Source organism: Achromobacter spanius, assembly GCF_029637605.1.
Lineage (GTDB): Bacteria > Pseudomonadota > Gammaproteobacteria > Burkholderiales > Burkholderiaceae_B > Achromobacter > Achromobacter spanius_E.
Window position 1 is genome coordinate 5,247,422 of sequence record NZ_CP121261.1, and the last position, 20,132, is coordinate 5,267,553.

Annotated in this window: 7 protein-coding genes, 2 tRNA genes, 7 rRNA genes and 1 other RNA gene; 15 read left to right on the forward strand and 2 right to left on the reverse strand. The window is 55.0% G+C overall.

Features of this window, described 5'->3' with window-relative positions:
- Window positions 1–154 precede the first annotated feature (154 nt).
- The 11 genes from P8T11_RS23440 to P8T11_RS23490 all read left to right on the forward strand — a co-directional run bounded on the left by P8T11_RS23440 (window position 155) and on the right by P8T11_RS23490 (window position 13,707).
- Window positions 155–631 (forward strand): Lrp/AsnC family transcriptional regulator, encoded by a 477-nt coding sequence (locus tag P8T11_RS23440; protein ID WP_050449203.1) that lies wholly within the window; start codon window positions 155–157, stop codon window positions 629–631.
- A gap of 1,101 nt (window positions 632–1,732) precedes the next feature.
- Window positions 1,733–3,263 (forward strand): 16S ribosomal RNA (locus P8T11_RS23445).
- 343 nt (window positions 3,264–3,606) lie between these two features.
- Window positions 3,607–6,491 (forward strand): 23S ribosomal RNA (locus P8T11_RS23450).
- A gap of 202 nt (window positions 6,492–6,693) precedes the next feature.
- Window positions 6,694–6,806 (forward strand): 5S ribosomal RNA (gene rrf, locus P8T11_RS23455).
- A gap of 705 nt (window positions 6,807–7,511) precedes the next feature.
- A 16S ribosomal RNA gene (locus P8T11_RS23460) occupies window positions 7,512–9,042 on the forward strand.
- 132 nt (window positions 9,043–9,174) lie between these two features.
- Window positions 9,175–9,251, forward strand: a tRNA-Ile gene (locus P8T11_RS23465).
- Window positions 9,252–9,273: 22 nt separating this feature from the next.
- Window positions 9,274–9,349 (forward strand) — tRNA-Ala (locus tag P8T11_RS23470).
- Between the two features lie 293 nt (window positions 9,350–9,642).
- Window positions 9,643–12,527, forward strand: a 23S ribosomal RNA gene (locus tag P8T11_RS23475).
- A gap of 202 nt (window positions 12,528–12,729) precedes the next feature.
- Window positions 12,730–12,842, forward strand: a 5S ribosomal RNA gene (gene rrf, locus P8T11_RS23480).
- A 181-nt stretch (window positions 12,843–13,023) separates the two neighbouring features.
- A 5S ribosomal RNA gene (gene rrf, locus P8T11_RS23485) occupies window positions 13,024–13,136 on the forward strand.
- The 16S, 23S and 5S rRNA genes sit together here with 2 tRNA genes alongside, the layout of an rRNA operon.
- A gap of 151 nt (window positions 13,137–13,287) precedes the next feature.
- Window positions 13,288–13,707, forward strand: coding sequence for a DUF4870 family protein (locus P8T11_RS23490; protein WP_268079785.1), 420 nt, complete (start codon window positions 13,288–13,290; stop codon window positions 13,705–13,707).
- A gap of 458 nt (window positions 13,708–14,165) precedes the next feature.
- On the opposite strand, the gene P8T11_RS23495 is transcribed toward P8T11_RS23490, so the two are convergent.
- Window positions 14,166–14,444 carry an SWIB/MDM2 domain-containing protein gene (locus P8T11_RS23495; RefSeq protein ID WP_006217453.1) on the reverse strand — a complete coding sequence of 93 codons (279 nt, stop codon included), beginning with the start codon at window positions 14,442–14,444 and terminating at the stop codon, window positions 14,166–14,168.
- 147 nt (window positions 14,445–14,591) lie between these two features.
- Here P8T11_RS23495 and P8T11_RS23500 point away from each other — a divergent pair, with 147 nt between their 5' ends.
- Window positions 14,592–15,785, forward strand: coding sequence for a M20 aminoacylase family protein (locus P8T11_RS23500; protein WP_268079784.1), 1,194 nt, complete (start codon window positions 14,592–14,594; stop codon window positions 15,783–15,785).
- A 12-nt stretch (window positions 15,786–15,797) separates the two neighbouring features.
- Window positions 15,798–16,862 carry a dihydroorotase gene (pyrC, locus tag P8T11_RS23505; RefSeq protein ID WP_268079783.1) on the forward strand — a complete coding sequence of 355 codons (1,065 nt, stop codon included), beginning with the start codon at window positions 15,798–15,800 and terminating at the stop codon, window positions 16,860–16,862.
- 126 nt (window positions 16,863–16,988) lie between these two features.
- Here pyrC and P8T11_RS23510 read toward each other — a convergent pair whose 3' ends face one another.
- A complete protein-coding gene (locus tag P8T11_RS23510; protein ID WP_268079782.1) occupies window positions 16,989–18,815 on the reverse strand; it encodes an ATP-binding cassette domain-containing protein in 1,827 nt (608 codons plus the stop codon).
- Window positions 18,816–18,943: 128 nt separating this feature from the next.
- On the opposite strand from P8T11_RS23510, the gene rnpB reads away from it, so the two are divergent.
- Together rnpB and mraZ are read left to right on the forward strand one after the other, a co-directional pair.
- An RNA gene (gene rnpB / locus P8T11_RS23515) (RNase P RNA component class A) lies at window positions 18,944–19,349 on the forward strand.
- A gap of 352 nt (window positions 19,350–19,701) precedes the next feature.
- Window positions 19,702–20,130 (forward strand): division/cell wall cluster transcriptional repressor MraZ, encoded by a 429-nt coding sequence (mraZ, locus tag P8T11_RS23520; protein WP_006226256.1) that lies wholly within the window; start codon window positions 19,702–19,704, stop codon window positions 20,128–20,130.
- Window positions 20,131–20,132 lie beyond the last annotated feature (2 nt).

A 20,132-nucleotide genomic window follows, 5' to 3' on the forward strand; every position in this document is an offset into this window, starting at 1 on the left:
GTCTGCTCCCTTGCATCGTTTTTCAGGACGACTTGTTATTCAAGTCTAGAAGACGATTGTAGGTAGGAACGACGAGCAGACAATTGCAAAGATGGCGTTGAAGTGCCGTGTTTGAGCAATAATATTGCCCTATGTGTAAATTAAGGGGCAAAAAATGTCTGATATAGAGCTGGATAGGACAGATCTAAGGATTTTGGCCGAATTGCAGCGCGATGGCCGCCTTAGCAACCAGGAACTGGCCGACCGTGTATCCCTGTCGCCCAGTCCGTGCTTGCGGCGTGTGCGCCGACTGGAAGAGAAGGGCTTTATCAAAAAGTACGTAGCCCTGATCAACGCTGAGAAAGTTGGGCTCGGTCTGCTTGCGTACGTCAACATCCGCCTGAACAAACATAGCGGCTCAAGTCACGCGCCGATGAGTGATTTCGCTCGTGACGTGCAGTTGTGGCCTGAGGTGGTCGAATGCTATGCCATGTCTGGCGACATGGATTACCTGCTGCGAATACAGGTGGCTGACCTGGCGCACTTTTCACGCTTCGCCATGGATACACTCATGCGCCACCCCGCCGTCGTGGACATGCGCTCTTTCTTTGCATTGCAGCAAATCAAGGAAACCACCGAGTTGAGGCTTTAGCGTGGACGGCCCCGCAATGTAAGCGGTCGCTCTATATAGAGCGTCGTCTACCTACTGTGTCGTGCCCGTATTGGCGGAGCCGCTGGGCCATCTATATAGAGAGTCAAGTTATCCGCAAAGGTGTGTCCCCATAAAAATTCATCTTTTTGCAAAAAGGGTGTCATCTGGAGCGCCTTGCCAAAATTTCCGTGCTATAGTCTCGCTCCTTCGCAGTTCAGGCAGTTTTTGAACCGCGAAGCTAAGCAAGCACAACAGGCCGTCCGGCAGGCAATCCGCAAGGAAACCTACCCAGCCTGCCGCAAAGCAGCCAGCAAGTAGTTAAGTTAATAGCTACGCCGGGAGCCAAGCGGTTATTGCATGGATTGCGGCAAATCAGGCAAAAGCCAGTTGCGCAATCTGCAAAAATCGTGCTATAGTCTTGGGCTTGGCTGGTGATGGCGATTCAGGGTTTACCCGGATCAAGATTACAAGCCACCTGGTTCAGTAACCAGCCTCTGGATTCCAGAGCCAACGCGAAGCGCAAGCGAGCGGCGGGGTTGCAAGATAGGGTGCAAATTAGGCAAGAGCCGGTTGCATAATCTGCAAAAGTTGTGTTATAGTTTCAGGCTTGGTAGTTGCCGAAAACTCAGGTTAACCCGAACGGGTTCTGATGTTTCGATAGCTGCTAAGAGAGGGTGATCTGAAGAGGTTGCAAGCAAGAGGGCGGTGGCGCGAAAGCGAACGAAGCTGACTTGACAAGCGATAAAAACTTCTTCATAATCTCGCCTCTCTGCTGCTGAAAACAGCAAGCGACGCAAAGCGAAAGCCGCAGCGAAGCTGGTGGGTTCAGCGAGTGGCAAGAAGTTGGTAGTACAGAATTTAGCAGTACCGCTCTTTAACAATTAAACAACCGATAAGTGTGGGCGCTTGATGCGATGCACTGTGATTCAGGTCTGGGGTCAAACCTTGGCTTGCTTCACAAGCACAATGAAATCAAGTGCTCACTAGAAGTGAAGTACCTTAGACGTCAAGTTTAAGAACATACCTCACTTCCTTTGAGTAGCGACGTATGACCTGGTTCGGATTTATTCGGACCAAGAATACGAAACAAATACAGAGATTAAACTGAAGAGTTTGATCCTGGCTCAGATTGAACGCTAGCGGGATGCCTTACACATGCAAGTCGAACGGCAGCACGGACTTCGGTCTGGTGGCGAGTGGCGAACGGGTGAGTAATGTATCGGAACGTGCCTAGTAGCGGGGGATAACTACGCGAAAGCGTAGCTAATACCGCATACGCCCTACGGGGGAAAGCAGGGGATCGCAAGACCTTGCACTATTAGAGCGGCCGATATCGGATTAGCTAGTTGGTGGGGTAACGGCTCACCAAGGCGACGATCCGTAGCTGGTTTGAGAGGACGACCAGCCACACTGGGACTGAGACACGGCCCAGACTCCTACGGGAGGCAGCAGTGGGGAATTTTGGACAATGGGGGAAACCCTGATCCAGCCATCCCGCGTGTGCGATGAAGGCCTTCGGGTTGTAAAGCACTTTTGGCAGGAAAGAAACGTCATGGGCTAATACCCCGTGAAACTGACGGTACCTGCAGAATAAGCACCGGCTAACTACGTGCCAGCAGCCGCGGTAATACGTAGGGTGCAAGCGTTAATCGGAATTACTGGGCGTAAAGCGTGCGCAGGCGGTTCGGAAAGAAAGATGTGAAATCCCAGAGCTTAACTTTGGAACTGCATTTTTAACTACCGAGCTAGAGTGTGTCAGAGGGAGGTGGAATTCCGCGTGTAGCAGTGAAATGCGTAGATATGCGGAGGAACACCGATGGCGAAGGCAGCCTCCTGGGATAACACTGACGCTCATGCACGAAAGCGTGGGGAGCAAACAGGATTAGATACCCTGGTAGTCCACGCCCTAAACGATGTCAACTAGCTGTTGGGGCCTTCGGGCCTTGGTAGCGCAGCTAACGCGTGAAGTTGACCGCCTGGGGAGTACGGTCGCAAGATTAAAACTCAAAGGAATTGACGGGGACCCGCACAAGCGGTGGATGATGTGGATTAATTCGATGCAACGCGAAAAACCTTACCTACCCTTGACATGTCTGGAATTCCGAAGAGATTTGGAAGTGCTCGCAAGAGAACCGGAACACAGGTGCTGCATGGCTGTCGTCAGCTCGTGTCGTGAGATGTTGGGTTAAGTCCCGCAACGAGCGCAACCCTTGTCATTAGTTGCTACGAAAGGGCACTCTAATGAGACTGCCGGTGACAAACCGGAGGAAGGTGGGGATGACGTCAAGTCCTCATGGCCCTTATGGGTAGGGCTTCACACGTCATACAATGGTCGGGACAGAGGGTCGCCAACCCGCGAGGGGGAGCCAATCCCAGAAACCCGATCGTAGTCCGGATCGCAGTCTGCAACTCGACTGCGTGAAGTCGGAATCGCTAGTAATCGCGGATCAGCATGTCGCGGTGAATACGTTCCCGGGTCTTGTACACACCGCCCGTCACACCATGGGAGTGGGTTTTACCAGAAGTAGTTAGCCTAACCGTAAGGGGGGCGATTACCACGGTAGGATTCATGACTGGGGTGAAGTCGTAACAAGGTAGCCGTATCGGAAGGTGCGGCTGGATCACCTCCTTTCAGAGCTTAAGTGCTCGTGTTAAGCGTCCACTCTTATCGGTTGTTTTTTGTAGCTGGGGTCAATCGTTATTGGCCCGGCGTAGAAGTTAACGCATAGCGCTGCTTGCAGCGCTATGCGTTGGGTTTTACTCAACAGCTATATTCGTTCTTTAACAATCTGGAAGAAGCACAACGAAATGTACTTATTAAGTACTCGACGCAAGTCGAAGAAGATAAGTACGGGTTGTGATTGCATTATTTTGTTCCAAGTTCTCAAGACTGAGGTGAATAACCTCAGACTGCTTTGAAACTTATGAACGGCACAAACGCTAATACTCAGGTCCTATAGCCTACAGCGTTATAGGATCAAGCGACTAAGTGCATATGGTGGATGCCTTGGCGATCACAGGCGATGAAGGACGTAGTAGCCTGCGAAAAGCTACGGGGAGCTGGCAAACAAGCTTTGATCCGTAGATGTCCGAATGGGGAAACCCACTGCAGCAATGCAGTATCCCTAGCTGAATACATAGGCTAGTGGAAGCGAACCGGGTGAACTGAAACATCTCAGTAGCTCGAGGAAAAGAAATCAACCGAGATTCCGAAAGTAGTGGCGAGCGAAATCGGAAGAGCCTTTACGTTTTAGCACGCAAGATAGTCGAACGGAATGGAAAGTCCGGCCGTAGCAGGTGATAGCCCTGTAGATGAAATCTTGTGTGTGGAACTAAGCGTAAGACAAGTAGGGCGGGACACGTGAAATCCTGTTTGAAGATGGGGGGACCATCCTCCAAGGCTAAATACTCGTGATCGACCGATAGTGAACCAGTACCGTGAGGGAAAGGCGAAAAGAACCCCGGAAGGGGAGTGAAATAGATCCTGAAACCGTATGCATACAAACAGTAGGAGCCTCCTTGTGGGGTGACTGCGTACCTTTTGTATAATGGGTCAGCGACTTACATTCAGTGGCAAGGTTAACCGAATAGGGAAGCCGTAGCGAAAGCGAGTCCGAATAGGGCGATTCAGTCGCTGGGTGTAGACCCGAAACCAGATGATCTATCCATGGCCAGGTTGAAGGCACGGTAACACGTGCTGGAGGACCGAACCCACTAATGTTGAAAAATTAGGGGATGAGCTGTGGATAGGGGTGAAAGGCTAAACAAATCTGGAAATAGCTGGTTCTCTCCGAAAACTATTTAGGTAGTGCCTCAAGTATTACTGCGGGGGGTAGAGCACTGTTATAGCTAGGGGGTCATGGCGACTTACCAAACTATGGCAAACTCCGAATACCCGCAAGTACAGCTTGGGAGACAGAGCACCGGGTGCTAACGTCCGGACTCAAGAGGGAAACAACCCAGACCGCCAGCTAAGGTCCCGAATTATCGCTAAGTGGGAAACGAAGTGGGAAGGCATAGACAGTCAGGAGGTTGGCTTAGAAGCAGCCATCCTTTAAAGAAAGCGTAATAGCTCACTGATCGAGTCGTCCTGCGCGGAAGATGTAACGGGGCTAAGCGATAAACCGAAGCTGCGGGTGTGCACTTTTAGTGCACGCGGTAGGAGAGCGTTCTGTAAGCCTGCGAAGGTGGCTTGTAAAGGCTGCTGGAGGTATCAGAAGTGCGAATGCTGACATGAGTAGCGATAAAGGGGGTGAAAAGCCCCCTCGCCGTAAGTCCAAGGTTTCCTGCGCAACGTTCATCGGCGCAGGGTGAGTCGGCCCCTAAGGCGAGGCAGAGATGCGTAGCTGATGGGAAACTGGTTAATATTCCAGTACCGTCGTACAGTGCGATGGGGGGACGGATCGCGGAAGATCATCAGGGTGTTGGATGTCCCTGTTGCTGTATCGAAGATGGCGCTTAGGCAAATCCGGGCGCGTAAATCAAGGGTATGGCACGAGCGAGCATTGCTTGCGAAGTGATTGGAAGTGGTTCCAAGAAAAGCCTCTAAGCTTCAGCTGTACGAGACCGTACCGCAAACCGACACAGGTGGACGGGATGAATATTCCAAGGCGCTTGAGAGAACTCAGGAGAAGGAACTCGGCAAATTGATACCGTAACTTCGGGAGAAGGTATACCCCGGTAGTGTGAAGCGCCTGCGCGCTTAGCATGATGGGGTCGCAGAGAATCGGTGGCTGCGACTGTTTATTAAAAACACAGCACTCTGCAAAGACGAAAGTCGACGTATAGGGTGTGACGCCTGCCCGGTGCCGGAAGGTTAAGTGATGGGGTGCAAGCTCTTGATCGAAGCCCCGGTAAACGGCGGCCGTAACTATAACGGTCCTAAGGTAGCGAAATTCCTTGTCGGGTAAGTTCCGACCTGCACGAATGGCGTAACGATGGCCACACTGTCTCCTCCTGAGACTCAGCGAAGTTGAAGTGTTTGTGATGATGCAATCTACCCGCGGCTAGACGGAAAGACCCCATGAACCTTTACTGTAGCTTTGCATTGATCTGTGAACCGGCCTGTGTAGGATAGGTGGGAGGCTTTGAAGCGTGGTCGCTAGATCGCGTGGAGCCATCCTTGAAATACCACCCTGGTTTGTTTGCGGTTCTAACCTTGGTCCGTTATCCGGATCGGGGACAGTGCATGGTGGGCAGTTTGACTGGGGCGGTCTCCTCCCAAAGTGTAACGGAGGAGTTCGAAGGTACGCTAGGTACGGTCGGAAATCGTGCTGATAGTGCAATGGCATAAGCGTGCTTGACTGTGAGACTGACAAGTCGAACAGGTGCGAAAGCAGGACATAGTGATCCGGTGGTTCTGAATGGAAGGGCCATCGCTCAACGGATAAAAGGTACTCTGGGGATAACAGGCTGATACCGCCCAAGAGTTCATATCGACGGCGGTGTTTGGCACCTCGATGTCGGCTCATCTCATCCTGGGGCTGTAGCCGGTCCCAAGGGTATGGCTGTTCGCCATTTAAAGAGGTACGTGAGCTGGGTTTAAAACGTCGTGAGACAGTTTGGTCCCTATCTGCCGTGGGCGTTGGATACTTGACGGAGCCTGCTCCTAGTACGAGAGGACCGGAGTGGACGTACCTCTGGTGTACCGGTTGTCATGCCAATGGCATTGCCGGGTAGCTAAGTACGGAAGAGATAACCGCTGAAGGCATCTAAGCGGGAAACTCGTCTGAAGATTAGGTATCCCGGGGACTTGATCCCCCTAAAGAGTCGTTCGAGACCAGGACGTTGATAGGTCGGGTGTGGAAGCGCAGTAATGCGTTAAGCTAACCGATACTAATTGCTCGTGAGGCTTGATCCTATAACACTGATGGTTATGACCTGGTGGTATAGCGTTCCAAGTGTCGTTCAATACAAAATCTGGCTGCACCGTCGGCAGCCAGCCAACACCAATTACATCCCCCCTGTGCGTGATCATCGAGCTAGTCTCTGGTCACCCACACGTTGTGTTTCTTCCAAGATTGGAGCCGTTGCGTTAACCCGCAGCTGCTCAACCCGTTACGCCTGACGACCATAGCAAGGTGGTACCACTCCTTCCCATCCCGAACAGGACAGTGAAACGCCTTCGCGCCGATGATAGTGGACGGACGTCTGTGAAAGTAGGTCATCGTCAGGCTTTTATTGCGCAAAACCCCACAGGTGATCCTGTGGGGTTTTGTTTTATATATAAGTGAGAACCTATACTTCTCGCCGCTGTAAGACGAAGAAATTCAGAAAGCAGCAGCGTTGCAAGACAGTGCAAATGAGCCAAGGGCCGGTTGCACAAGCTGCAAAAATGATGTTATAGTTGAAGGCTTGGCTGCTACCGAAAGTTCAGGGTCACCCCGATATTTCGATAGCCGCTAAAAAGGGAGCCCAGTAGAAATACGGGTGAGTGAGGTCTGAAGAAAGTTTGTAAGTCAGGCAGCGCAGTACTTGAGTCGCGGTAAGCGAAGCAAATGCGACACTGGTTTGACAAGCGATAAAAACTTCTTCATAATCTCGCCTCTCTGCTGCTGAAAACAGCAAGCGACGCAAGGCGAAAGCCGCAGCGAAGCTGGTGGGTTCAGCGAGTGGCAAGAAGTTGGTAGTACAGAATTTAGCAGTACCGCTCTTTAACAATTAAACAACCGATAAGTGTGGGCGCTTGATGCGATGCACTGTGATTCAGGTCTGGGGTCAAACCTTGGCTTGCTTCACAAGCACAATGAAATCAAGTGCTCACTAGAAGTGAAGTACCTTAGACGTCAAGTTTAAGAACATACCTCACTTCCTTTGAGTAGCGACGTATGACCTGGTTCGGATTTATTCGGACCAAGAATACGAAACAAATACAGAGATTAAACTGAAGAGTTTGATCCTGGCTCAGATTGAACGCTAGCGGGATGCCTTACACATGCAAGTCGAACGGCAGCACGGACTTCGGTCTGGTGGCGAGTGGCGAACGGGTGAGTAATGTATCGGAACGTGCCTAGTAGCGGGGGATAACTACGCGAAAGCGTAGCTAATACCGCATACGCCCTACGGGGGAAAGCAGGGGATCGCAAGACCTTGCACTATTAGAGCGGCCGATATCGGATTAGCTAGTTGGTGGGGTAACGGCTCACCAAGGCGACGATCCGTAGCTGGTTTGAGAGGACGACCAGCCACACTGGGACTGAGACACGGCCCAGACTCCTACGGGAGGCAGCAGTGGGGAATTTTGGACAATGGGGGAAACCCTGATCCAGCCATCCCGCGTGTGCGATGAAGGCCTTCGGGTTGTAAAGCACTTTTGGCAGGAAAGAAACGTCATGGGCTAATACCCCGTGAAACTGACGGTACCTGCAGAATAAGCACCGGCTAACTACGTGCCAGCAGCCGCGGTAATACGTAGGGTGCAAGCGTTAATCGGAATTACTGGGCGTAAAGCGTGCGCAGGCGGTTCGGAAAGAAAGATGTGAAATCCCAGAGCTTAACTTTGGAACTGCATTTTTAACTACCGAGCTAGAGTGTGTCAGAGGGAGGTGGAATTCCGCGTGTAGCAGTGAAATGCGTAGATATGCGGAGGAACACCGATGGCGAAGGCAGCCTCCTGGGATAACACTGACGCTCATGCACGAAAGCGTGGGGAGCAAACAGGATTAGATACCCTGGTAGTCCACGCCCTAAACGATGTCAACTAGCTGTTGGGGCCTTCGGGCCTTGGTAGCGCAGCTAACGCGTGAAGTTGACCGCCTGGGGAGTACGGTCGCAAGATTAAAACTCAAAGGAATTGACGGGGACCCGCACAAGCGGTGGATGATGTGGATTAATTCGATGCAACGCGAAAAACCTTACCTACCCTTGACATGTCTGGAATTCCGAAGAGATTTGGAAGTGCTCGCAAGAGAACTGGAACACAGGTGCTGCATGGCTGTCGTCAGCTCGTGTCGTGAGATGTTGGGTTAAGTCCCGCAACGAGCGCAACCCTTGTCATTAGTTGCTACGAAAGGGCACTCTAATGAGACTGCCGGTGACAAACCGGAGGAAGGTGGGGATGACGTCAAGTCCTCATGGCCCTTATGGGTAGGGCTTCACACGTCATACAATGGTCGGGACAGAGGGTCGCCAACCCGCGAGGGGGAGCCAATCCCAGAAACCCGATCGTAGTCCGGATCGCAGTCTGCAACTCGACTGCGTGAAGTCGGAATCGCTAGTAATCGCGGATCAGCATGTCGCGGTGAATACGTTCCCGGGTCTTGTACACACCGCCCGTCACACCATGGGAGTGGGTTTTACCAGAAGTAGTTAGCCTAACCGTAAGGGGGGCGATTACCACGGTAGGATTCATGACTGGGGTGAAGTCGTAACAAGGTAGCCGTATCGGAAGGTGCGGCTGGATCACCTCCTTTCAGAGCTTAAGTGCTCGTGTTAAGCGTCCACTCTTATCGGTTGTTTGATATAGCTGGGATCAGTTGTAGGCTTGGGTCGAGGGAATCTTCCCTGGGTCTTCAGCTACCTGACTGCTGATCCGAGAAGGTTTTGGGTCTGTAGCTCAGTTGGTTAGAGCACCGTCTTGATAAGGCGGGGGTCGTTGGTTCGAATCCAACCAGACCCACCAAGTATTCTGCGATGCAGGATATGGGGGTGTAGCTCAGCTGGGAGAGCGCCTGCTTTGCAAGCAGGATGTCATCGGTTCGATCCCGTTCACCTCCACCATTGATTCTCATAATCGCCCTGGTGGTGATGTAGAGGCTAACTCATAGCGCTGTTGTCAGTGTTATGAGTTGGGTTTTACTCAACAGCTATATTCGTTCTTTAACAATCTGGAAGAAGCACAACGAAATGTACTTATTAAGTACTCGACGCAAGTCGAAGAAGATAAGTACGGGTTGTGATTGCATTATTTTGTTCCAAGTTCTCAAGACTGGGGTGAATAACCTCAGACTGCTTTGAAACTTATGAACGGCACAAACGCTAATACTCAGGTCCTATAGCCTACAGCGTTATAGGATCAAGCGACTAAGTGCATATGGTGGATGCCTTGGCGATCACAGGCGATGAAGGACGTAGTAGCCTGCGAAAAGCTACGGGGAGCTGGCAAACAAGCTTTGATCCGTAGATGTCCGAATGGGGAAACCCACTGCAGCAATGCAGTATCCCTAGCTGAATACATAGGCTAGTGGAAGCGAACCGGGTGAACTGAAACATCTCAGTAGCTCGAGGAAAAGAAATCAACCGAGATTCCGAAAGTAGTGGCGAGCGAAATCGGAAGAGCCTTTACGTTTTAGCGCGCAAGATAGTCGAACGGAATGGAAAGTCCGGCCGTAGCAGGTGATAGCCCTGTAGATGAAATCTTGTGTGTGGAACTAAGCGTAAGACAAGTAGGGCGGGACACGTGAAATCCTGTTTGAAGATGGGGGGACCATCCTCCAAGGCTAAATACTCGTGATCGACCGATAGTGAACCAGTACCGTGAGGGAAAGGCGAAAAGAACCCCGGAAGGGGAGTGAAATAGATCCTGAAACCGTATGCATACAAACAGTAGGAGCCTCCTTGTGGGGTGACTGCGTACCTTTTGTATAATGGGTCAGCGACTTACATTCAGTGGCAAGGTTAACCGAATAGGGAAGCCGTAGCGAAAGCGAGTCCGAATAGGGCGATTCAGTCGCTGGGTGTAGACCCGAAACCAGATGATCTATCCATGGCCAGGTTGAAGGCACGGTAACACGTGCTGGAGGACCGAACCCACTAATGTTGAAAAATTAGGGGATGAGCTGTGGATAGGGGTGAAAGGCTAAACAAATCTGGAAATAGCTGGTTCTCTCCGAAAACTATTTAGGTAGTGCCTCAAGTATTACTGCGGGGGGTAGAGCACTGTTATAGCTAGGGGGTCATGGCGACTTACCAAACTATGGCAAACTCCGAATACCCGCAAGTACAGCTTGGGAGACAGAGCACCGGGTGCTAACGTCCGGACTCAAGAGGGAAACAACCCAGACCGCCAGCTAAGGTCCCGAATTATCGCTAAGTGGGAAACGAAGTGGGAAGGCATAGACAGTCAGGAGGTTGGCTTAGAAGCAGCCATCCTTTAAAGAAAGCGTAATAGCTCACTGATCGAGTCGTCCTGCGCGGAAGATGTAACGGGGCTAAGCGATAAACCGAAGCTGCGGGTGTGCACTTTTAGTGCACGCGGTAGGAGAGCGTTCTGTAAGCCTGCGAAGGTGGCTTGTAAAGGCTGCTGGAGGTATCAGAAGTGCGAATGCTGACATGAGTAGCGATAAAGGGGGTGAAAAGCCCCCTCGCCGTAAGTCCAAGGTTTCCTGCGCAACGTTCATCGGCGCAGGGTGAGTCGGCCCCTAAGGCGAGGCAGAGATGCGTAGCTGATGGGAAACTGGTTAATATTCCAGTACCGTCGTACAGTGCGATGGGGGGACGGATCGCGGAAGATCATCAGGGTGTTGGATGTCCCTGTTGCTGTATCGAAGATGGCGCTTAGGCAAATCCGGGCGCGTAAATCAAGGGTATGGCACGAGCGAGCATTGCTTGCGAAGTGATTGGAAGTGGTTCCAAGAAAAGCCTCTAAGCTTCAGCTGTGCGAGACCGTACCGCAAACCGACACAGGTGGACGGGATGAATATTCCAAGGCGCTTGAGAGAACTCAGGAGAAGGAACTCGGCAAATTGATACCGTAACTTCGGGAGAAGGTATACCCCGGTAGTGTGAAGCGCCTGCGCGCTTAGCATGATGGGGTCGCAGAGAATCGGTGGCTGCGACTGTTTATTAAAAACACAGCACTCTGCAAAGACGAAAGTCGACGTATAGGGTGTGACGCCTGCCCGGTGCCGGAAGGTTAAGTGATGGGGTGCAAGCTCTTGATCGAAGCCCCGGTAAACGGCGGCCGTAACTATAACGGTCCTAAGGTAGCGAAATTCCTTGTCGGGTAAGTTCCGACCTGCACGAATGGCGTAACGATGGCCACACTGTCTCCTCCTGAGACTCAGCGAAGTTGAAGTGTTTGTGATGATGCAATCTACCCGCGGCTAGACGGAAAGACCCCATGAACCTTTACTGTAGCTTTGCATTGATCTGTGAACCGGCCTGTGTAGGATAGGTGGGAGGCTTTGAAGCGTGGTCGCTAGATCACGTGGAGCCATCCTTGAAATACCACCCTGGTTTGTTTGCGGTTCTAACCTTGGTCCGTTATCCGGATCGGGGACAGTGCATGGTGGGCAGTTTGACTGGGGCGGTCTCCTCCCAAAGTGTAACGGAGGAGTTCGAAGGTACGCTAGGTACGGTCGGAAATCGTGCTGATAGTGCAATGGCATAAGCGTGCTTGACTGTGAGACTGACAAGTCGAACAGGTGCGAAAGCAGGACATAGTGATCCGGTGGTTCTGAATGGAAGGGCCATCGCTCAACGGATAAAAGGTACTCTGGGGATAACAGGCTGATACCGCCCAAGAGTTCATATCGACGGCGGTGTTTGGCACCTCGATGTCGGCTCATCTCATCCTGGGGCTGTAGCCGGTCCCAAGGGTATGGCTGTTCGCCATTTAAAGAGGTACGTGAGCTGGGTTTAAAACGTCGTGAGACAGTTTGGTCCCTATCTGCCGTGGGCGTTGGATACTTGACGGAGCCTGCTCCTAGTACGAGAGGACCGGAGTGGACGTACCTCTGGTGTACCGGTTGTCATGCCAATGGCATTGCCGGGTAGCTAAGTACGGAAGAGATAACCGCTGAAGGCATCTAAGCGGGAAACTCGTCTGAAGATTAGGTATCCCGGGGACTTGATCCCCCTAAAGAGTCGTTCGAGACCAGGACGTTGATAGGTCGGGTGTGGAAGCGCAGTAATGCGTTAAGCTAACCGATACTAATTGCTCGTGAGGCTTGATCCTATAACACTGATGGTTATGACCTGGTGATATAGCGTTCCAAGTGTCGTTCAATACAAAATCTGGCTGCACCGTCAGCAGCCAGCCAACACCAATTACATCCCCCCTGTGCGTGATCATCGAGCTAGTCTCTGGTCACCCACACGTTGTGTTTCTTCCAAGATTGGAGCCGTTGCGTTAACCCGCAGCTGCTCAACCCGTTACGCCTGACGACCATAGCAAGGTGGTACCACTCCTTCCCATCCCGAACAGGACAGTGAAACGCCTTCGCGCCGATGATAGTGGACGGACGTCTGTGAAAGTAGGTCATCGTCAGGCTTTTATTGCGCAAAACCCCACAGGTGATCCTGTGGGGTTTTGTTTTATATATAAGTGAGAACACACGCGCGTGTGATTGTCGGTGATAGCCGAAATCACGGATGTGGTTTTGTTCTGTAGTACCAGGCAGTACCCAAGATTCGAGGGGTTGACGCTTCGGTCAACCGTTCAAGCAGTTACGCTTAACGACCATAGCAAGGTGGTACCACTCCTTCCCATCCCGAACAGGACAGTGAAACGCCTTCGCGCCGATGATAGTGGACGGACGTCTGTGAAAGTAGGTCATCGTTAAGCTCTTATTTCGCAAAGCCCCGCCGGTTCCCGGCGGGGCTTTGTCTTTGGCGAAGCAGGCATGTTGTGGCTGGCAAAACTCATATGCAACGCCTCGTCAATCAGGCTGCGACCCGCGCCAATGCTGATTGTGCCGAAATAACAACGCCCGTAGATGGGCGGGTTTTGTGCGGTAAGATTGATCGAGTCAATTCGTTGGAGCGTTATCGTGAGTGATCCCCAGACCCCCTTGCCTGGTACGACTTTAGACCTGCGCACGCTGACCCATGTGGCTTACGGTTTATTCGCCTTGGGCTTTTTGACGAGTGGAATTCTGGGCATTGCGACGTTGGCGGCTGTGGTGCTGATGTATGTGAAACGTTCAGACGCTGCCGGTACGGTTTACGCAGCTCACTTCGACTGGATGCTGCGCACGTTCTGGTGGGCAATGTTGTGGTTGGCCATCAGCGGAATTGCCATCTATATCTTCATTGGTTGGATCAGCCTGATCGCGACCATAGTCTGGGTGCTGTATCGTCTGATCAAGGGTTGGCTGGCATTGCTGGATGGCGGCGCACCGACCACGTATGCTTGACGAGTAGAGACCGCTCTTTGAGCGCATGGAAAGCCGGCAGAGATGCCGGCTTTTTCACGTGTACTGGCAAAGGTTGTTCGCGATCGAGAGGGCCGCCTTGGCATGATCTCTTGCCAGGCAATGAATGGGATCTGCATGCAGCGTAAACATCGCGTGGCGGTGCCCCGCATGAGCTTGAATAGACCTCTGCAGCGGGTGAGAGCGTGCGAAGGCATGCCGAGCCGCGGCACGAGAGCCGGCAGATTTTTCGCGAGACCTGGGGGAAGTGTGGCGCCTTCAGGAGATCGGGACGATCAGGGCGACAGCAAGACGGTGCTTTGCCGCGTCCACAAGATGTGGACTGGGGTGTGGTGCGCCGAGGATGGCGCATGCATGACGGTAATGAGCTAGCCCGGCAAAAGCCAGGGCATCGCGACAATCCAAGAGGCAGGGACGTACGGGGTACGCCCTTTGCCTGCTTACTTCAGATGTGCGTTGACCAACTTGGTCAGTTCGAACATCGTGACCTGATCCTTGCCAAAGATCGGACGCAGCTTGGCATCGGCGTTGATGTTGCGCTTGTTGCTGGCATCTTGCAGGTTGTGCTTCTTGATGTATTCCCAGATCTTCTTGGTGACCTCGGTACGCGGCACGGCTTCCGAGCCGATGACAGCGGCCAATTCGGCGCTGGGGGTCAGGGGCTTCATGAATGCAGCGTTCGGCTTGCGCGCGGTCGCGGGTTTGGAGGTTGTGGCCATAATGCGGCGCTCCTTCTCTGGCTGTTGGAAAAATTGTCCTGCGGCCGGAGCATAACGTGTCTCTCTGGTAAAGACAAAGGCATTTATCCTCTGTAGCAACTAAAATGCGCAGACCGTCCCCTCTATCACGCCATTCTGTAACGTCCTATGTACGCACGATCTGCTTTGGAATCAATTCGGCTTTTTCATGACGAATTGACGGCGCTGCGGCGCGATTTGCACGCTCACCCCGAGCTCGGCTTTGAAGAAGTCCGTACGTCCGGCATCGTGGCGGGCGCGCTGGAGGCGTTGGGGATCGAAGTGCATCGGGGCATCGGCAAGACCGGTGTCGTGGGCGTGATACGCGGTCGGCGCTGCGATAGCGGGCGCATGATCGGCCTGCGCGCCGACATGGATGCCTTGCCCATGACGGAAGACAATGACTTTGGTCATAAGTCGACCAAGCCTGGCTTGATGCACGGATGTGGGCACGATGGCCATACCGCGGTGCTGATCGGGGCAGCCAAGTACCTGGCGCAAACACGCAATTTTGATGGCACTGCCGTCCTGATTTTTCAGCCTGCGGAAGAAGGGCGCGGCGGAGCGCGCGCGATGTTGGAGGATGGTCTTTTCGACACGTTTCCGTGTGATGCGATCTATGCCCTGCACAATTGGCCCGGCCTGCGGCCTGGCACCATCGGCATCAATCCGGGGCCGATGATGGCGGCTGCCGATCGCTTTGAAATCCAGATCACCGGACGTGGCGGCCACGGCGCGCATCCGTACCAAACGATTGACCCGGTGACCATTGCCGGGCAGATCATCACCGCATTGCAGACCATCGTGTCGCGCAACGTGAACCCGCTGGATTCGGCGGTGGTTTCGATCGGGTCGATGCAGGCAGGACACCCGGGTGCAATGAGCGTGATCCCGCGCGAGGCCAAGCTGGTGGGCACCGTGCGCACGTTCCGTAAATCGGTGCAAGAGATGGTCGAGACGCGCATGCGCGAACTGGTCACCGCCATCGCCGGCGCGTTCGGTGGTACCGCTGAATTGATCTATGAACGCATCTATCCCGCTACCCTCAACACGCCGCAACACGCTAACCTTGTGGCCGATATCGCCACCGAAATGATCGGCAAGGAAAACGTGGTGCGTGACCTGGTGCCCTCGATGGGCTCCGAAGATTTCTCATTCATGTTGCAGAGCAAGCCTGGCGCGTATTTCCGTCTGGGCCAAGGCGGCGCCGAGTCGGGCTGCGTGCTGCACAATTCCCATTTTGATTTCAACGATGCGGTCATTCCTCTGGGCAGCGCGATGTTTTGCGCGCTGGCAGAACGGGGTATGCCGCTGGCAGATTAAGAAGCCCTTTCCATGTCTACTCAAAGCACGACTCAGCTCACGATTACCCGCCCGGATGATTGGCACCTGCATTTGCGCGATGGCGCGGCGCTGGAAGCGGTGGTGGCGGATACCGCCCGCCAATTCGCGCGCGCCATCATCATGCCGAACCTGAAGCCGCCGGTGACCACGACCGAGCAGGCATTGGCGTACCGTGATCGCATCCTGCAAGCTTTGCGCAAGGCGGGCGGAAATGCCGATGCCTTCACGCCGTTGATGACGCTTTACCTGACCGACAACACGTCTGCCGAAGAGATCCGCACTGCGCATGCGTCCGGCCAGGTCTACGCGGTAAAACTCTATCCCGCAGGCGCCACGACCAACTCAGATGCTGGCGTCACGGACTTGCTGGGCAAGTGCACCAAGGCGCTGGAAGCCTTGGAGAAGTGCGGGATGCCGCTGCTGGTGCACGGCGAAGTCACCGATCCGGCGATTGACGTGTTCGACCGCGAGGCCATTTTCGTGGAGCGCGTCATGAAGCCTTTGCGCCGCGCGTTTCCTGCCTTGAAGGTGGTGTTCGAACACATCACGACGAAAGAAGGCGCGGAATACGTGCGCGACGCCGAAGGGCCGACCGCTGCGACGATCACGCCGCAGCACATGCTGTACAACCGCAACGCGATTTTCCAGGGCGGGGTGCGTCCGCATTGGTACTGTCTGCCGATCCTGAAGCGCGAGACGCATCGATTGGCCTTGGTTGAGGCGGCTACTAGCGGTAGCCCGCGTTTTTTCCTGGGCACCGACAGCGCGCCCCATGCGCGTGGTCTGAAAGAGCATGCCTGCGGTTGCGCGGGGTGCTACACGGCACTGCACGCAATGGAGCTGTACGCGACTGCCTTTGACGCTGTTGGCAAACTGGACAAGCTGGAAGGCTTTGCGAGCTTCCATGGTCCTGACTTCTACGGCTTGCCGCGCAACACCGGCACGCTGACGCTTGTCCGCGAGACCTATCAGGTGCCCGAAGAACTGGCCTTCGGCAATACGACGCTGGTGCCGCTCGCCGCAGGCGAAGCGCTGGCATGGCGGGCGCACGCTTGAGCCGCTAGACGCGCGGTCTGACGGCGGGACCGCCAAGGCAAACGGGGTGGACGGCATCATGCCGTCCACCCCGTTTCTTTTACCGTGCCGTCTTTGTCGGTTTGCCTATATATATAGTGGTGCGGGTTAGAGCGTGCCGTCGCGGCGCGCTTCCAGCAGTTCCCAGCGGGCGAACTTCTCTTCTAGTTCGCTTTCCAGTTTGGCGAGTTCGCCGTTGATGCGATCCACTTCTGCTGGCGCTTCGCGGTAGAGGCTGCCGTCCGCCAACTTGCCGGCTAGCTCGACCTGCTTCGCTTCGAGCGCGGCGATGGCATCGGGAAGGCCTTCAAGTTCTCGCAAGTCCCACGCGTTGATCTTGCTGGCTTTGGCCGGCTTGGCGCGGGCAACTTTGGCGCGGGCTGCGCTTTCGTCCAAAGGTTTGGACGCGGCTTCTTCGTCGGAAGGCGGGGCGGCGGGAGCCGGACGCTGGGCGACCCATTCGTCATAGCCGCCGACATAATCGCGCCAGCGGCCGTCACCTTCATACGCGATTGTTTGCGTGACGACGTTGTTCAGGAATGCGCGGTCATGGCTGACAAGTAGTACGGTGCCAGCGTATTCCTGCAGCAGCTCTTCCAGCAGTTCCAACGTTTCGATGTCGAGGTCGTTGGTGGGTTCGTCCAGCACCAGCACGTTTGCCGGGCGGGCGAACAGGCGGGCCAGCAGCAGGCGCGCGCGTTCGCCGCCAGACAAGCTGCGCACGGGCGAGCCGGCTCGGGCGGGCGAGAACAGGAAGTCGCCCAGGTAGGTCATGACGTGCTTGCGCGTGCCGCCGATTTCAACCCATTCGCTTCCCGGGCTGATGATGTCCACCAGCGAGGCGTCCTCATCCAGCTGCGCGCGCATCTGATCAAAATAAGCGACCGCCACGTTGGTGCCCAGGCGGGTCGTGCCGGTGTCGGGCTGCATCTCACCCAAGATGAGCTTGAGCAAGGTGGTCTTGCCCGCGCCGTTGGGGCCGACGATGCCGATGCGGTCGCCTCGCAGGATGGTCGTGGAGTAGTCGTCCACCACGATCTTGTCGCCAAACGTCTTGCCCACGTGTTCAAGCTCGGCTACCAGCTTGCCCGAGCGTTGACCTTCGGCCAGCGCCAAAGAGACGTCGCCGATGCGCTCGCGGCGTTCGGCGCGCTGGACCCGCAAGCTTTCCAGACGGCGTACTCGGCCTTCGTTACGGGTGCGGCGCGCCTCGACGCCCTTGCGTATCCATACCTCTTCTTGCGCCAGCAGCTTGTCGAAGCGGGCCTGTTCCAGGCGTTCCGATTCCAGCCATTGGGCTTTGCGTTCTTGCCATTGAGAAAAGTTGCCCGGGAAACTCAACAGGCGGCCGCGGTCGAGTTCAACGATTCGAGTGGTGACTGCGTCCAGGAATCGCCGGTCGTGGGTGATGATGACTGCCGCGCCGCGCCAACTGCGCAGCATGTCTTCCAGCCAGGCAATGCCTTCGAAGTCGAGATGGTTGGTGGGTTCGTCCAGCAGCAGCAGATCGGGCTGCTCAACCAGCGCACGCGCCAGTGCCACGCGCTTGCGCGTGCCACCCGAAAGCCCCGCGATTTGCACGTCGGCCGGCAGGCCCAGCTTTTCCAGCATCGCTCGCACGCGCGACGGGCGCTGCCAATCCTCGTGGTCGCCTTCCACGTTGCAGACTACGTCGAACACCGTGGCGTTTTCATCCAGTTCAGGTTCCTGTTCGACCGTAGCCACGCGCAGCCCAGAGCTGCGGGCAATGTCGCCATCGTCGGGGACGGTGCGGCCGTCTAGCAGCCTCAGCAGCGACGACTTGCCGGCGCCGTTGCGGCCGATGAGGCCAATGCGCTCGCCGGCCTGGATGGCGAAGTCGGCGTGATCCAGCAGCGGGTGGTGCCCATAGGCGAGCTGGATGTCGGTAAGAGTGATGAGGGTAGCGAGGGCCATGTAGTCTGTCTTTTCTGCGGCGTACAAGTGGATCAGGGCGTATTGTCGCAGGAACGTCGGTGGCTCGTTGGGCGGACCCAAGGGGATCTTGGGGACAGTGCCGCGACCTGTAATAGAATACGAACCGCAAGGCGGGTCGGGCGATCGCGGTGGATGCGAATCCATCGAGGAAGGTCCGGACTCCATAGGGCAGGGTAACGGCTAACGGCCGTCCGGCCGCGTCCTCGGGCGCGGTTGAGGAATAGGGCCACAGAGACGAGACTGGGAAGCGGGCGCGCATTGCGCGCACCGATACGGCCATCTCCGTATCGCGCGGTTCGGCAACGAACTACGGCGTCGCAGGGTGAAACGCGGCAACCTCTACCCGGAGCAACATCAAATAGGCATGCGTGCGGCCCTCGGGCCGCGAAGGGCGGCTCCGTCCAAGCATGCGGGTAGGTGGCTAGAGCGGCTCAGCAATGATCCGCGCAGAGGAATGATCGTCCGTCAGGGAAACCTGGTGTACAGAATCCGGCCTATAGATCCGTCTTGCATCGAATTTCTCATCCACGCGCGGACCGGGCATCGAACCGGGGCCGTGCGGCATGCTTCCACCATTTTTTAAGGTGGCCGCCGGGCGCGCTCGCTGGGAAGCCTTGTCAGCCGGGGCGGAGGGCGCACAGTAAAACAATGCAAAGGCATCGTTAGGCGCTACTTCTTACGAAGGACTTTTAGAGTGTGCCGCAACCTCCTGATATATCAGGAGGTTTTTCTTTTTGCGGTTTTACATATTGGCCTAAGTCCTTGTTGTGATTGAAAAAATTGCAACCACGCGCTTGACCGCCCCATTGCCATACCGTAGAGTGGGAAATAGTAGGAAATTGTGCAATTAAGTGGGGTAAAAGTGGTGTTTCAGGGAAGCAGCGCACTCACGCTGGATGCGAAGGGGCGGATCTCGATTCCGACCCGGCATCGTGACGCGCTGATGTCGCAGGCCGATGGCCGGCTGACCCTGACCCGCCACCCTGACGGCTGCTTGCTGGTGTACCCGCGGCCGGAGTGGGAAAAGAAGCGCGAGCAGATTGCCGCCTTTCCCATGACGGCTCGTGCGTTGCAGCGGCTGTTGCTGGGCAACGCTCAGGACGTGGAACTGGATGGCTCCGGCCGGGTCCTGATCGCTCCTGAACTGCGCAACGCTTCCGGTATGACGCGCGATGTGATGCTGCTCGGTCTGGGCGCGCACTTCGAGCTGTGGGACGCCGCTACTCTGGCCAGCCGCGAGGCGGAAGATTTGGCCAAGGGTATGCCGGATGTGTTGAACCAGTTTTCGTTCTGAAA

Bases quoted from the DNA above. Each gene is read 5' to 3' on its own strand.
- pyrC (WP_268079783.1), top strand. From the start codon at position 15,798: ATGTCTACTCAAAGCACGACTCAGCTCACGATTACCCGCCCGGATGAT.
- P8T11_RS23510 (WP_268079782.1), bottom strand. From the start codon at position 18,815: ATGGCCCTCGCTACCCTCATCACTCTTACCGACATCCAGCTCGCCTAT.
- P8T11_RS23490 (WP_268079785.1), top strand. From the start codon at position 13,288: ATGGGCGGGTTTTGTGCGGTAAGATTGATCGAGTCAATTCGTTGGAGC.
- P8T11_RS23495 (WP_006217453.1), bottom strand. From the start codon at position 14,444: ATGGCCACAACCTCCAAACCCGCGACCGCGCGCAAGCCGAACGCTGCA.
- P8T11_RS23500 (WP_268079784.1), top strand. From the start codon at position 14,592: ATGTACGCACGATCTGCTTTGGAATCAATTCGGCTTTTTCATGACGAA.
- P8T11_RS23440 (WP_050449203.1), top strand. From the start codon at position 155: ATGTCTGATATAGAGCTGGATAGGACAGATCTAAGGATTTTGGCCGAA.